Raw genomic sequence first — 12,724 nt, 5'->3', positions numbered from 1 at the left:
CCGACGCGGACTCCTGTCAAGAAACCAGGGCAGATTAGGCAGGCCGCTTCGACCGAGGGCGGGCGTCCAGGAGAAGTGGGACGCGAGTACGCGGGATCCTGCCCCTTCCGGCAACCGGCCGTCGCGCGAGGGGCGGACCTTCCGGGCAGAAGATCATCGCCGGAAGACCGCCCGGCGGGTGATCCACCAGGCCAGCGGAACGCCTGCCGCGGCGCTCACCACGGCGGCGAGGGAGATCGTCCAGTACAGAGCGGCGAGCGAGCCGTGCGCGATCAACGCCGCGCCGACAGAAAGCACCGTGACGTAGTGCAACACGTTCAGCAGCAGAGGTAGCGCGCCGAAGCCGAGCTGCTGCACGACTGTGAGCATGGTGACCGTGATCCCGGCGGCACCCAGAGAGGGACCCACGATGCCCAAGCAGTGCTCGACGGCCGCGCTCGTGGCGGGATCACTCGTCACTAACGGCGCCAGCCACTGTCCCACCAGGAGCATCGCCAGTGCGAGCACGGCGTAGGCAGCAGCGGCCAGCGCCGTACCTCGGCGGAAGACCGACCACGCCCGCTCGCGTTCACCGGCGGCGAGCGCACGGTTCATCAGGCTTCCCATCATGATGCCGAAGCCGAATGCCGGTGCGAGCACCAGTTCCTCCACCACCGCCCCCACGGCCACAGCTGTGATCGCGGCCGGACCGAACGGGGTCACGATCACGACGAGCACCAGCGTGACGCCGAACAGCACCAGCAACGTTCCCGCCGAAGGCAGTCCGACCTGCAGGAGCAACGGCCTCATGGACACGCTCACCGCTGATCCGGCCAGCAGTCCCCTGCGCCTCAACAACAGAGCGCCTGCCAGGAACTCCATTCCTCCCGCCACCACCGCCGCGATCGGGAGCGAGACCAGCCCTGCACCCAAGCCCAGTCCGACGACGGCGACCACTGCGCCGTGGAGCACGACGTGAGCGGCCGCCACCGCCGTGCTGACTCCCGTGAAACCCGCACCCAGCAACGCACCCGACGTCAGTTCCCCCGCAACAGAGAACGGCACCGTCATGGTCATCGCACCGATCAGCGCCAGCAACCGGTGATCGACGAAGGGCACGAGGCACAGGCAGGCGACGGTCAACCCGAGCGAGACCAGCACACCGGTTCGGAGCAGGCTGGTCAGGATCCCGCGCACCTGTTGGCGCTCACCTGAACCCACCGCCCTCGCCGTAGCGACCTGTGCGGTGGTGCCGAGGCCGATGACCACCGCGAACAGGACGAACGTCACTGGTTGGTAGAGACCGCGCACGTGCATCGCGTCGACGGGCATCCGCCCGATCAGCGCGATGGTCAGCAACGGCGAACTCGACAGCAGCACGACCTGCGCGGTCAGGACCAGTCCCGGCTTGGCCACCGGGTCAACCGGAATCGTGGTGACCACCCCGGTCACTCCCGCGAGGCCGGCGGTTGCCCGACCTCGAGCACTACCCAGCCCTGCTGCGTGACGCCGTGCGTGTACAGCAGAGCGGTCTCTCCCGCACGGACCTCACCCGCTGACACGGCCGTTGCGAACGCGAGCCACGAATCGCAGCCACGGCGTCCCTCGAACCGGTTCGCCGCCTTGTCGGGGGGAGTTCCTGTGCCCCACGCAGACACCTTCGTCCCCCCACCGGGTCGCGACGCGCAGGGCGACCGCGGTCAACGCTTCCGGCTGGTCGTCGACGACAGCGATGGTCGGCTGGTCCACCATCAGAACAGTCACGCCTTCCGGTCCTGCGGACCAGCTGAGGAACTCCCACACCGCGGTGCCGATGAGATCCTCCAGGTGCGTCAACACCAGCGACTCGGTGAACCAGTCGCGTTCCCGCAGCAAGGTCGGCAGGAACGCGACGACCGGGTCGACCTCGCCTCCCGACCGGGAAACACGGAGAGGATGAGGTCCCGGCGGAGTCCCGATGCGGTCCAGTGCCAGTGCCGCCACGTCGTTGGCGGACTCGTCCGGCAAGAAGCGCAGGTGCGCCGGGGAGCCGCCCCGGCTTTCGGTCAGGTACTCCAAGGCATCGGCGATGTCGCTGAGCATCGGGTCGCCCGTGAACTCGTCCCGCGTGCGGAAGACAGGTGCGCGCACGACGGCCGAGGCGATCGCTTCGACGTAGAGGTCAGCCACTTCCGTTGTCCACCACCTCGACGAGGAGCGCGTGGACGTACGCACCCTGCCCGACAGCCAGCAACGCGCATCGGTCGCCCGGCCGCAGCTTCCCCAGGCGGTCGGCGTGTTCGAGCGAGGTCAGCGCGTCCAAGCCGAACACGTGTCCCTGCGGGGCGAGAAGATCCAGGTGGAACCGCTCGTGTGGAATGCCTGACTGCTCGCTGAACAGCTTCCACGCCAAGGCGTTCACGAGGTGAGGCATGACCCAGTCCACGTTCGCGACCGCGATGCTGCGGACGGGTTCGAAGGTAGTCACGAGCGAGGTCCACGGCTCGGAGCACCGAAGTGCAGGCGAGCCCGGAAATGCCGAAGAACGGCACCGTCCCGAGCCCGAGTCCTTCGAGCAGGCGCTGCGCGAACCCGGGCCGGAGGTTCGTCTCCTGCGTCTGCAACGAGTGCGCGTACAGCACCAGGTCAGCACGTTCTCCGGCCAGAGCCTCACGACCGACGTCCACCAGCAGACCGTCGATGTTCTCCTCAGGAGCCCACGAAGGACTGTGGAGCAGCTTGAACAGTCTGGTGAACATGCGGACCTCGTGGTCGCCGGCGCCGCTGTCGCGAAGCACGTCCTCGACCCGGTCCACGTGCTCGGGAACGGAGATCGCGAGCCGGGACAACCCGATGCCCGCCATCATCGTGCCCCACCTGACTTCGCGGAGCTCACGTCGTCACGGACGATGCGAGCTTCGACTCGACGTAACTCGTCAGGGTGCCCACCGTGTCGAACACCCCCACGCCCAGCTCGTCGGGGTCGATGCCGATCGAGGCCTCGTCCTCCAGCGCGAGCAGGAGCTCCATGATGGTCATGGAATCGAGAGCGAGATCGTCGAACAGCCTGTCCTGCTCGTTCAACGGCTGGGGCTCGCGGTTCAGCACAGCGGCGACTGCGTTCGCCACGTGGGCCAGAGCGGCGGCGCGAAGCATGGAATCACCTTCCGATCGGTGTCGTTGTGGAGAAGTCACAGAGGATCTGGTGGGAGAGCACGTCTTCGACGGTGTCACGGGCGCGGACCAGTCGTGCCTCACCGCCGAGCACCACGACCTCCGCGGGATGGCCGTGCCCCAGGAACAGGCCGGGTGAGGCCGTGGGACCGTAGGCACCGGACATCAGCACTCCGACGAGATCACCCTCCCGCAACTCCGGGAGCGGAGCAGCCTTCGCGATGACGTCGCTCGGGGTGCACAGCGGGCCGGTCACGTGCCACGGTTCAGCCGGTGCCGCGGACGCCCGGCTGAGCAGCTCGACAGGAAAGTTCCGCTTGATGACGGAACCGATGCCCACCGCTGTCATGTGCTGATGCGTACCGCCGTCGGTGACGGCGAAGTTCTCGCCGAAAGAGCGCTTCACCGACCGGACCGAGACCACGTAGGTGCCACAACCCGCGGTGGGGAACCGCCCCGCCTCCATGATCAACCTGGTGCCCGGTCGAGCGGTCAGGAACTCCGCGACCGCCTCGCCGAGCCCGGTCGTGAGGAGGCCGGTGTCGAGCGCGGACTCGTTGTCGAAGTACGGAACCCCGAGCCCACCTCCGACATCGACGACGTCCAGGAGAATTCCGGTCTTCTCAGCGACTCTCAGCGCGAGGTCGAGCACGTATCGCGTGTTGTCCACGACGGACTTCGCGTCGAGGAACCGCGTGCCCAAATAGGCATGAACACCACGAACAGCGGCGTGACGGTACTCGGCGAGCCTGGAACCTGAACCGAGGACCAGGTCCTCGTCGACCCCGAACTGGCGTGGTTTACCACCCATCACCAGTCTGGCTGCCGACGGTGGCCGTGCGGGATTGATCCGCAGCATCACCCGCTGGACGACGTCGCGTCGCGCGGCCAGCTGATCGATCAACTCGACCTCGGCGAAGGACTCGGCCACCACCGAGTACACCCCCGCGTCCACGCACGCTGCCAGTTCAGCCTCGGTCTTGCCCGGCCCGAGGAAGATGATGTCCTCAGGAGCGGCTCCGGCGGCAAGCGCCGTGCGCGGCTCCGCGAGGGACGACACCTCGGCCCTGGCTCCCCTGCGGCGCAACAGGTCGAAGACGGTGATGTTCGGATTCGCCTTGAGGGAGTAGAAGATCTCCATCGGGCCCGGGACGAGCGCGCGCAACGTCGCGAAGTCCTCCAGCAGCACGTCACCGTCGTAGACGTAGAGCGGTGTGCCGAACTCAGCCGCCAGCGCCGAGAAGTCGAGGCTCATGCCGGCACCCCGCCCGGCGTCAGCCGCTGGGCGAACTCCGCCCGCAACGCCGCGGCGTCGGCGGCATCCCTTCCGGCGCACAGCACGCCCACTCTACCGCGGAACATCTGGCCGTCAGCCGCGCCTGCGTTGACGGTGGCGAAGTTGGTGATGACCACCCCGCACCGTTCACCGACGCTCATGAGCAGGTCCCGCACGGGTGCGATGAACTCGCCGAAGGTCTGCGGCGCGTCCAGGGCGATGTCGAGGGCGCCCACCTCCGCCGCCGCGTGCGGTGGCGGCAACTGTTCCGCCATGGCGTTCTGGTAGTGGCCCATGTTGAAGCGGGCGTTGATCTCCAGACAGGGGTACAGGTGTCCGTCCGAGGACAGCACGGCATCGACTCCCGCAGCACCGAAGTAGCCGTGCCGGAACAGTTCCGCGCCGATGACATCGGCCGCGTGGCGGATCTCGTCCAGAACGGGGGCGGGCAGATCAACCGGGAAGCGGTTGCAGCTGTGCACGCCAGGCCCTGCGACAGCGGCCTTCACCGATTCGAACGAGACAGTTCCCGTCCGGTCGACCACGAACTGGTAGCTGATGTCGATGGTCTTGTCGATCCACCGCTCCACCACGAGATCCGTTGTGGTCGAGCGTTTGCGCATCATGGCGATGAGCCGCTGCGCCCGTGAGAGATCGTCCACCACGACCATGCCGCGGCCGGAGACTCCCATCGCCTCTTTGACGGCGACGCGGCCGCCCGGCAGGAGGTGCTCGGCGATCGCCGCTTCGACCTCGTCGAGGTCGAAGCACGACGCACCCGGAACCTGGCGCAGTCCGGTGCGGTCGACGATCGCTCTGCTGAACACCTTGCTGTTGACCGCTTCGCAGGCCTCCGCGCCGGGCGCGGCGAGCGGCAGACCAGTCAGTTCCGAGAGCACTTCCTCACGAGCGGACACGCCCAAGGGCAGGAGGTAGGTGTTCCCGTCCGCCAGCGCGCGCAGCCGGTCGATCAACCTCGGTGAGGCGAGAACGTCCTCCGTGATCCTGCGGGCCGGCTCGGATTCCTCAGGGCACAGGACGGCGCCGCCGTGCACACCGAGGTCTCGCAGGTAAGCCCGGTACTGCGGGTCGAGATCTTCTTTCAGCACCACGAAGTCCTGTTCGTCCGCCAGGAAGAGGCCCATCTCCTCCATGCGGTTGACAGTGGCGGCCGTGAGTTCACACCCGCGCCGGGCAGGGTGGGTCTGCCCCGGGCCCAGTCGCGCTCGACCTCGAAGTTGGTGAGGTGGATGAAACGCGTGCGGGGGTCGCCGGCCAACGCCTGCTTCAGCTTCGCGCCGATTCCCGTCACAGCGCCACCGCTTCCTGGCCGGGGAGCTCGAACCCGAATCGGGCGGCGATCTCCGCACGCGTCTCCGTCCACTGGAACGAGTCCCGGACGCGGCCCTCGGTGAAGTGTGCGTTCGGCATGATCACCTGTGCTTTGCCGAGCAGTACTTCGCGAGAGGACATCATCCGGTTGCCGTCGTTGACGTCGTTCAGCACGCTGCGCAGGTTGAGCGTGCCGAACGCGAAGTCGTAGGTCTTGAGCAACGCGAGCAGTCCGAACCCGAACCTGAACTCGGGCAGCGCGAGCACCACGATCTCGCAGGTTCCGTGCGTCCAGTCGATGTCCGAGAGTTGGCTGTATGCAACCGTTGTGCTGTCCCGTTTGGTGACGACGAGCTCGACGCGCTCGGGATCCTGACCTTCCACGAGACCGGTGAAGAAGGCGGTCTTCTCGCTCGCGTTGTAGAGCGCGGGCAGGCTGCCGATGTTCTCACGGGCCTTCGGTTCACTCATCGCGGCGACCCGGCCGGGGATGTCCGGCTGCCGCAGGTGCCGGATCCTGACGAGATCAAGCAGCGGGGGCTTCTGCGTCATCGTCAGCTGTCGTCCTCTTGGTACAGCACGATCTCGTCGTGGTAGCGGAAGTCGTGGAATCGGCGCGCACGAAGCCGTCCTGCTTCGGTGAAGCCGGCGGCCAGATGCGCCCCGAGCGCGGAGGTGTTCTCGCGCAGGACGCTGACGAAAGACCGTGTCCTCGCGGTGGTGCGCAGGAGACGGACGAGTTCGGCCAGGAGCTCGGTGGTCCGCTCGCGGTCGCGAGCGCTGACGGACACCGCCGCCTGGCGCAGGTTCGCCGGGTTGTGGGCGTAGCCGGCGAAACCGGACGCCACGCCGTCCCACTCGGCTACCAGCAACCGGACCCCGAGATCCGCCAGCTTCGTCACCAGGACACCCGAGTTGTGCCGTGCGAGGTCGATCCCGAAGAACTCGTCCCCGTGCAGCCGCAACTCGTCCACGGCGTCCGGTTCGACCTCCACGGGCACCAGGGTGATCGGAGAGCGGGTCACCTCTCGCCCACCTTCCCCCAGATCTGCCGGTCGACTGGCTTCCCGTCGACCCGAATCGCGTGCGGCACAACCGCTTCCATCACGAACCCGTTGTCCAGCAGTGCGGGCGCGACGTCGTAGTGACCTGGGGTGACCCAGCCCTCCAGCCGCAGGAGGCCGAACCTGCCGAACGCGACCTCGACCGCTTCGGCCACCAGGGCGTCGAGACGATCCGACGGGCCGGCGTCGAGCACGCGCATCTCCAGCCGTGCGCGGCGGTCGATCCAGTCGATGCCGGTGAAGCTCACCCAGGCGTGCCCCGGCGAGACCAAGGTTCGCGAGACCGACCTGGTCTCGGGCGGCTCGTCGTGGAACAGCGGAACTCGCCGATCGTCGCGGAACGACACCAGATCGCCCACCAGCCACCGGCCGCGGTGGAACTCCTCCGCACGCCGCCGGTACCCGGTCAGGCGGCACGTGTGCGCGGTCACGTGGACCGGTCCTGCTCGTAGACCCGCGTGTAGGCGATCTGACCGCAGGACGAGCGAGCGGCACCGACCACGTCCCGGAGGACACCCGCGGACGTGAATCCCATGGCCACGGCGGCGTTCCGTCCGGTCTCGTCGAACTCCGGCACCGGCAGGGTGATCCTCACGATGTCGTTCCTGCCGGCCAGGTAGCCGATGACCGCCTCACAACCTTCGACCCAGTCCTCCACTGGCAGATCGCTCCTCAGCCGGTAGAACAGCTCGTAGAAGCCGCAGAACTGCGAGACTCCCCAGCCGTACATCTCCATGCTCCGAAACGACCACAGGCCCGCGGCGCAGCCGTCCTGGTCGATCAGCCAGGTGTTGTCGGCCGTGACCAAGGCGTCAATGGCGGCCGTGTCGAGGACTTCGGGCGTCACGGTGCGAAACAGGAAATCCGGATCGCTGAACAAGTCGTACATCTCACCGCAGCGTTCAACCGGACGATGTCCCAAGCGAGACTTGAGAATCGATGACATGACAAGGCCTCAACACTTCAGATCTCGTTCGGTTTCACGTCATCATCGAAAGCCGCGGACGCCAGGACAAGCCCTGCTGACTGTTCGGACACGAGGTCGTGCACTTTTCTGCAGGATTGCAGTCGGGCCGTTTGCAGTACAGCCAGTTCGTGCGCCACATTGACGAGCCGTGAAGGACGTGGAGGTCCACCCCTCGATCGCGGACGCTGAATGCAGGCCGTTCTGGCTCGACGGAGTCGATCGGCACCGCCACGCCGGCGAGCAGCTGACCGGCCACCGCACGTGCGACCTGGTCGTGATCGGTGGCGGGTACACCGGCTTGTGGACTTCGTTGCTCGCCAAGGAGCGCGATCCCGACCTGGATGTCGTACTCCTGGAGGCCGAGCAGGTGGGCTGGGCGGCGTCCGGTCGCAACGGCGGATTCGTCTCGCCGTGCCTCACCCACACCACGTCGAACGGAGTGCGCCGCTTCGCCGGTGAGATGCCGAGACTGGAAGCGTTGGGCAGGCAGAACCTGAACGAGATCGGCGAAGCGGTGCGCCGCTACGGCATCGACTGCGACTGGCAACGCCCAGGCGAGCTCCTGGTCGCCACCCAGCCGTGGCAGCTCGACGACCTTCGCCAGACCGCGCGATTCGTCGAGCAGTTCGGTGGCGCACCGGCACTGCTCGACGCGGCAGAGGTGCGCAAGGAGATCGACTCGCCGACCTACGTCGGCGCGCTGGCCGATCCGGAAGGCTCGGCGCTGGTAGACCCAGTCCGCCTGGTCGACGGACTGCACGGCGCGTGCGTTGCCGCGAACGTGCGCGTGCACGAGCACACCCGAGCGACGAGCATCGACGTCGACGGCGCCGGTGTCACGGTCACGACCCTCACCGGAACCGTGCGGGCCAGGAAGGTGGCGCTGGCAACGAGCGTGTTCGCGCCGCTGCTCAGGCGGCTGCGCTGGTACCTCATCCCGGTGTACGACTACGTGCTGGTCACCGAGCCGCTGTCGCAGGCTCAGCTGGCCGATGTCGGCTGGCAACGGCGACAAGGCGTGTTCGACGCGGCGCACCAATTCCACTACTACAGGCTCACCGCCGACAACAGAATCCTGTGGGGCGGCTACGACGCCATCTACCACTACGGCAACCGGATCGACGAGAGCCTGGAACGCCGCAAGGCCACCGCGAACACGTTGGCCACTCACTTCTTCGAGACGTTCCCCCAGCTCGAAGGGATCCGGTTCACGCACTCGTGGGGTGGAGTGATCGACGCGTGCACGCGGTTCAGTCCCTTCTTCGGCACCTCGCACCGCGGCCGGGTCGCCTACGCGGCCGGCTACACGGGTCTGGGCGTGGGCGCGAGCAGGTTCGGCGCGCGCGTGATGCTCGAACTGCTGCACGGCGACGAACCGGAGCTCCGCGATCTGACAATGGTGCGCGAGCGACCGAGGCCTTTCCCACCAGAGCCGTTCCGGTACGCGGGCGTCCAGCTCACCCGCTGGTCCCACGCCCGCGCAGACGCGGCCGACGGCGAGGAGAACCTGTGGCTGCGCGCGATGAACCGGCTCGGGTACGGCTTCGGGTCCTGACCCGCAGAGCAGGGCTCAGTCGCGGTCAGGACTCGTAGGAAACTCGGTTGAGATGCATCACCAAGCACGAGAGGGAGGCGCCACCCTTCTCGTACTCCGCCAGGTCGACGTGGTGCACGTCAAGCGCGAGAGAGGAGGCGATCTCCTCGATGCGCTGGTCCTTCGACCTTTCCCGCTCGTACTCCTCCGTGCCTGCGCGGAGATGGTGCAGGTGCGAGGAGATCAGCACGGTGTTGTTCAGTCGCACCGAGTTGCAGATGCCCGCGTAGCAATCGGCGACTGAGACGTCGATGATCTCCGTGTACCTCTCCAGTTCAGCGAGCTCGGCGCGTTCGTACAGCGCGGTGCAGACCAGCGTCCTGTCCCTGGTCACGGGAAACACGCTGCAGTCGAGGTGGTACAGGTACGGGTCGGTCATCCGCAGCTTGACGACGGTCATGTCGAAGTTGCTCGCCATCCAGTCGTAGGTCTCCGGATCGGACCTCAGACCGTGGCCGCCGACGTAGACGTTGTCGTGCAGGTGCTTGATCTCCGCTTCGCCCTCGAACCTGGTCGGCGGCACGATCGCCTCGTAGCCCATCGAGCGGAAGAAGTCGACGCCGACCTGGGTCTCCGCCTTGCGCGGATCGCTGGTGAAGTTCGAGATCAGCACCGTGTTGCGGTCAGGGAGGTGGTCCAGAACCAGGCCGAGGTTCGCCGTGAACACCAGGTCCTGCAGCCCCGTCACACGTGGCGTCGGCAGCACCGCCACGAACGCCTCGGCCGCGAAGTGGTTGTACAGCGACATGAACTGCGCCATCGCCTTGTGATGGTCCGGAACGCGAGCCGCCTCCGCGATCTCCTCCATCCAGATGTTGTTCGCGATTTCCGTCGAATAGGAGAACGGAGCGTTCAGCAGGAAGGCGGGCTGACTCATCTGCGTCGGGTTGACGGGCACGACGTCCGGCCGCGCGAACGCACGCGACGACCCAGTTACTGCGGTCATTGATCATTCCTCACGACTGCGGCGATTTGGTGTTCACGACACAAGAAGGCGATGGCCTGAGCACGCCGCATGGCAATATCAGACAGCGCGAAGGTTCATGTCAAGGAAGGTGAGGACACGGGGCACAAATTCGGCCCCTTCGCACACTTCCGCGCCCTTTGCGCTGTGCGCCACCTCGCATGAACACACGAATTCGCATCCATCGCGCACGCCCTCAATGGACGCTCAGGCACACCTCGCGTGCGTCTCAGTTCCTTCCGACGCTGTCGAGCATCAACCGGAGCGCGAACTCGAACCGCTCGTGCCCGTCACCCGAGTTCAGCTCACCCGCGTGCTCGGCGATGTGCGGGAAGTGGCTCGCCGGCAACATCCGCAGCCGCTCCAGCACCTCACCCCGATCCACCTCCCCACGCAACGAGGACTCGACGGTGTACGCGCTCACGTACAGCAGCACGGCGTCGATCGCCCACGCCGCCGACCTCGGCGACACGCCACCGGCCAGGAAGATCGCCAGCAAGCCCTCGGTGATCCGCAGCGTGTCGAGGTTGGTGGGCGGCGCGGACAACGCCGCCCGCGCGATCCCGGGATAGCGCAGGAACTGGTCGCACAGCTGACCACACACGTCGAGAACCTGTTCGGACCACCGCCCAGCGTCGGGCGTGGGCAGCGACACGTTCCTGCTCAGCGCGCCGATCAGCAGGTCGTCGAGCTCGGCCTTGTTCCGCACGTGCGCGTAGAGCGAGGCGGGCCCGGTCCCCAGCGCGGCAGCGACGCGGCGCATGGTCAGCGCGTCGAAGCCCTCCGCCTCGACCAGCGCCAACGCCGTCGTGACGATGCGGCCGACCGTGATCGGTTCCTTGCGCGCGGGCGTCCGCTGGTCCAGCGACGCGATCTGGGTCGCCCACTCCTCGCGGGACGAGGCCTTCCGGTTCATGGCACTCACCCTACTTGACCCGAACAGTGTTCGCGAGTAGAACAGTGTTCGTGACTACTCATGTCGTACCACCGCGGTCGCTGCGAGAGGCCTGGATCGCCCTCGCCGGCCTGTCCGCGGTGTTCCTGTTCGAGATGCTCGACAACTCGATCCTCAACGTCGCCCTGCCCACGATCGGCCGCGACCTCCACGCCTCGACGACAGCGCTCCAGTGGGTGTCGAACTCCTACGCGGTCGTGTTCGGCGGCCTGATGCTGGTGTTCGGCGCCGTGGCGGACCGCTTCGGCCGCCGCCGCGTGATGCTCGCCGGCCTGGCACTGCTCGCCGTCGCCAGCCTTGCCACGCTGTTCGTCACGTCCGTGAGCGGCCTTATCGCCGTGCGCTCCGTGATGGGCGTCGCCGCCGCCATGACCACGCCGGGCTCGATCGCACTGGCGTTCCGCCTGTTCCGGTCCGACGACCTGCGCGTCCGCGCGATGACGCTCATCTCGACGGTGGGCCTGGTCGGCCTGGCGATCGGCCCTCCGCTGGGCGGCTTCCTGCTCGCCGTGGCGCCCTGGCAGGCGTTGCTGCTGATCAACGTGCCGATCGCGGTGCTCGCGTTCGCGGGCATCGGCCGTGGCATCGGCCCCGACACCGACCTGCACCGCGGCCCCGCCGACTACCTCGGCGGCGTGCTCGGCACCGCGACCATCGTGCTCGCGCTCGTCGTCCCGACCCTCTTCGTCGAAGGCTCGTCACTGGCGTGGGCGGCCGCCTTGATGACCGTGGTGGCCGCAGTGGCGTACGTGGTGCGTGCGCGCACGGCCAGCCATCCGTTGCTCGACCTGAAGCTTGTCGCCCACCCGTTGGTCTCGGCGGGTCTCGCCTACAAGGCTGCGACCGGGCTGGCAGCCGCCGGGCTCACATACCTCGTGACGTTGCAGTTGCAGCTCGACTGGGGCTGGTCCCCCGCGCTCGCCGCCGCCGGGATGCTGCCGCAGGTCGCGGTGCTGATCGCGGCCGGTCCGGTGGTCAACCGGTTCGTGAGCTGGGCCGGGCTCGACCGGGGTGTGTGGCTCGGTGCCCTCGCCGTGGTGGCCGGCCTCGCCGTGTACGCGTTGTTCGGACGGCTTGGCTACGTGCCTGTCGCCCTCGCCCTGGTGCTGGTCGCCATCGGCATCCGCGTGGTCGGCGCCGTCGCGGGCGTCAACGTCCTCAAAGGCCTGCCGGAGAACCGGACGTCGATCGGCGCCGCCCTCGTCGACACGGCGTCGCAGGTCACGTCGGCGGCGGGGGTGGCTGTCAGCGGCACCGTGCTGGCCGTGCTGTTCGCCGGTGGGATCGCGCAGCCCAGGTGGAGTGCGGAGCAGACCGGGCAGTTCGAGCAGGCGGTGACCGTTGGCGGGCTCCTGCTGACCGCGATGGCGGCGGCGCTCGTCGGGTGGGCGTACTTCCGGGCGCGTTCTGTTTGACCTCGTATGGGCTACAGCGTTGAGA

Annotated in this window: 14 protein-coding genes; 2 read left to right on the top strand and 12 right to left on the bottom strand. The window is 67.5% G+C overall.

Annotation, left to right across the window (positions count from 1 at the left end; translation table 11 throughout):
• Positions 1 to 153 precede the first annotated feature (153 nt).
• The 10 genes from ACFWN2_RS01040 to ACFWN2_RS00995 form a co-directional block, all read right to left on the bottom strand.
• Complete coding sequence (locus ACFWN2_RS01040; protein WP_382424045.1) at positions 154 to 1,422, bottom strand: MATE family efflux transporter; 1,269 nt, start codon at positions 1,420 to 1,422, stop codon at positions 154 to 156.
• Between the two features lie 105 nt (positions 1,423 to 1,527).
• Complete coding sequence (locus tag ACFWN2_RS01035; protein ID WP_382424044.1) at positions 1,528 to 2,148, bottom strand: hypothetical protein; 621 nt, start codon at positions 2,146 to 2,148, stop codon at positions 1,528 to 1,530.
• The gene (locus tag ACFWN2_RS01030) at positions 2,141 to 2,446 is read right to left on the bottom strand and encodes a 3-oxoacyl-[acyl-carrier-protein] synthase III C-terminal domain-containing protein (protein ID WP_382424043.1); all 306 of its coding nucleotides are present in this window, start codon (positions 2,444 to 2,446) and stop codon (positions 2,141 to 2,143) included. The genes ACFWN2_RS01035 and ACFWN2_RS01030 overlap by 8 nt, the downstream gene beginning before the upstream one ends.
• 404 nt (positions 2,447 to 2,850) lie before the next feature.
• The gene (locus ACFWN2_RS01025) at positions 2,851 to 3,114 is read right to left on the bottom strand and encodes an acyl carrier protein (protein ID WP_382424042.1); all 264 of its coding nucleotides are present in this window, start codon (positions 3,112 to 3,114) and stop codon (positions 2,851 to 2,853) included.
• A 4-nt stretch (positions 3,115 to 3,118) separates the two neighbouring features.
• Positions 3,119 to 4,387, bottom strand: coding sequence for a diaminopimelate decarboxylase (locus tag ACFWN2_RS01020; protein ID WP_382424041.1), 1,269 nt, complete (start codon positions 4,385 to 4,387; stop codon positions 3,119 to 3,121).
• Positions 4,384 to 5,562 (bottom strand): DUF3182 family protein, encoded by a 1,179-nt coding sequence (locus tag ACFWN2_RS01015; protein ID WP_382424040.1) that lies wholly within the window; start codon positions 5,560 to 5,562, stop codon positions 4,384 to 4,386. The genes ACFWN2_RS01020 and ACFWN2_RS01015 overlap by 4 nt, the downstream gene beginning before the upstream one ends.
• 154 nt (positions 5,563 to 5,716) lie before the next feature.
• The gene (locus ACFWN2_RS01010) at positions 5,717 to 6,292 is read right to left on the bottom strand and encodes a GNAT family N-acetyltransferase (RefSeq protein WP_382424039.1); all 576 of its coding nucleotides are present in this window, start codon (positions 6,290 to 6,292) and stop codon (positions 5,717 to 5,719) included.
• A 2-nt stretch (positions 6,293 to 6,294) separates the two neighbouring features.
• Positions 6,295 to 6,765 carry a GNAT family N-acetyltransferase gene (locus tag ACFWN2_RS01005; RefSeq protein WP_382424038.1) on the bottom strand — a complete coding sequence of 157 codons (471 nt, stop codon included), beginning with the start codon at positions 6,763 to 6,765 and terminating at the stop codon, positions 6,295 to 6,297.
• Positions 6,762 to 7,235: a hypothetical protein gene (locus ACFWN2_RS01000; RefSeq protein WP_382424037.1), complete on the bottom strand. Its 474-nt coding sequence runs from the start codon at positions 7,233 to 7,235 to the stop codon at positions 6,762 to 6,764. The genes ACFWN2_RS01005 and ACFWN2_RS01000 overlap by 4 nt, the downstream gene beginning before the upstream one ends.
• The gene (locus tag ACFWN2_RS00995; protein ID WP_382424036.1) at positions 7,232 to 7,651 is read right to left on the bottom strand and encodes a hypothetical protein; all 420 of its coding nucleotides are present in this window, start codon (positions 7,649 to 7,651) and stop codon (positions 7,232 to 7,234) included. Before ACFWN2_RS00995 ends, ACFWN2_RS01000 begins: the two co-directional genes overlap by 4 nt.
• A 268-nt stretch (positions 7,652 to 7,919) precedes the next feature.
• Between ACFWN2_RS00995 and ACFWN2_RS00990 the strand changes: the two genes are divergently transcribed.
• Entirely contained in the window at positions 7,920 to 9,326 is a 1,407-nt protein-coding gene (locus ACFWN2_RS00990) for an NAD(P)/FAD-dependent oxidoreductase (protein ID WP_382424035.1), read from the top strand.
• Positions 9,327 to 9,351: 25 nt separating this feature from the next.
• Here the strand turns inward: ACFWN2_RS00990 and ACFWN2_RS00985 are convergent, their stop codons facing one another.
• Positions 9,352 to 10,311, bottom strand: coding sequence for a dimethylarginine dimethylaminohydrolase family protein (locus ACFWN2_RS00985; RefSeq protein ID WP_382424034.1), 960 nt, complete (start codon positions 10,309 to 10,311; stop codon positions 9,352 to 9,354).
• 247 nt (positions 10,312 to 10,558) lie between these two features.
• Complete coding sequence (locus tag ACFWN2_RS00980) at positions 10,559 to 11,245, bottom strand: TetR/AcrR family transcriptional regulator (RefSeq protein WP_382424033.1); 687 nt, start codon at positions 11,243 to 11,245, stop codon at positions 10,559 to 10,561.
• Positions 11,246 to 11,295: 50 nt separating this feature from the next.
• Here ACFWN2_RS00980 and ACFWN2_RS00975 point away from each other — a divergent pair, with 50 nt between their 5' ends.
• Positions 11,296 to 12,699 carry an MFS transporter gene (locus ACFWN2_RS00975; RefSeq protein WP_382424032.1) on the top strand — a complete coding sequence of 468 codons (1,404 nt, stop codon included), beginning with the start codon at positions 11,296 to 11,298 and terminating at the stop codon, positions 12,697 to 12,699.
• Positions 12,700 to 12,724 lie beyond the last annotated feature (25 nt).

The sequence above is a fragment of the Lentzea sp. NPDC058436 genome (assembly GCF_042721515.1).
Lineage (GTDB): Bacteria > Actinomycetota > Actinomycetes > Mycobacteriales > Pseudonocardiaceae > Lentzea.
This window is presented reverse-complemented; position numbering and strand designations above follow the sequence as displayed.

Excerpts from the sequence above, each read along its gene's own strand:
- ACFWN2_RS01020 (WP_382424041.1), bottom strand. The coding sequence starts at position 4,387 with ATGAGCCTCGACTTCTCGGCGCTGGCGGCTGAGTTCGGCACACCGCTC.
- ACFWN2_RS01015 (WP_382424040.1), bottom strand. The coding sequence starts at position 5,562 with ATGGAGGAGATGGGCCTCTTCCTGGCGGACGAACAGGACTTCGTGGTG.
- ACFWN2_RS01025 (WP_382424042.1), bottom strand. The coding sequence starts at position 3,114 with ATGCTTCGCGCCGCCGCTCTGGCCCACGTGGCGAACGCAGTCGCCGCT.
- ACFWN2_RS00980 (WP_382424033.1), bottom strand. The coding sequence starts at position 11,245 with ATGAACCGGAAGGCCTCGTCCCGCGAGGAGTGGGCGACCCAGATCGCG.
- ACFWN2_RS00985 (WP_382424034.1), bottom strand. The coding sequence starts at position 10,311 with ATGACCGCAGTAACTGGGTCGTCGCGTGCGTTCGCGCGGCCGGACGTC.
- ACFWN2_RS01010 (WP_382424039.1), bottom strand. The coding sequence starts at position 6,292 with ATGACGCAGAAGCCCCCGCTGCTTGATCTCGTCAGGATCCGGCACCTG.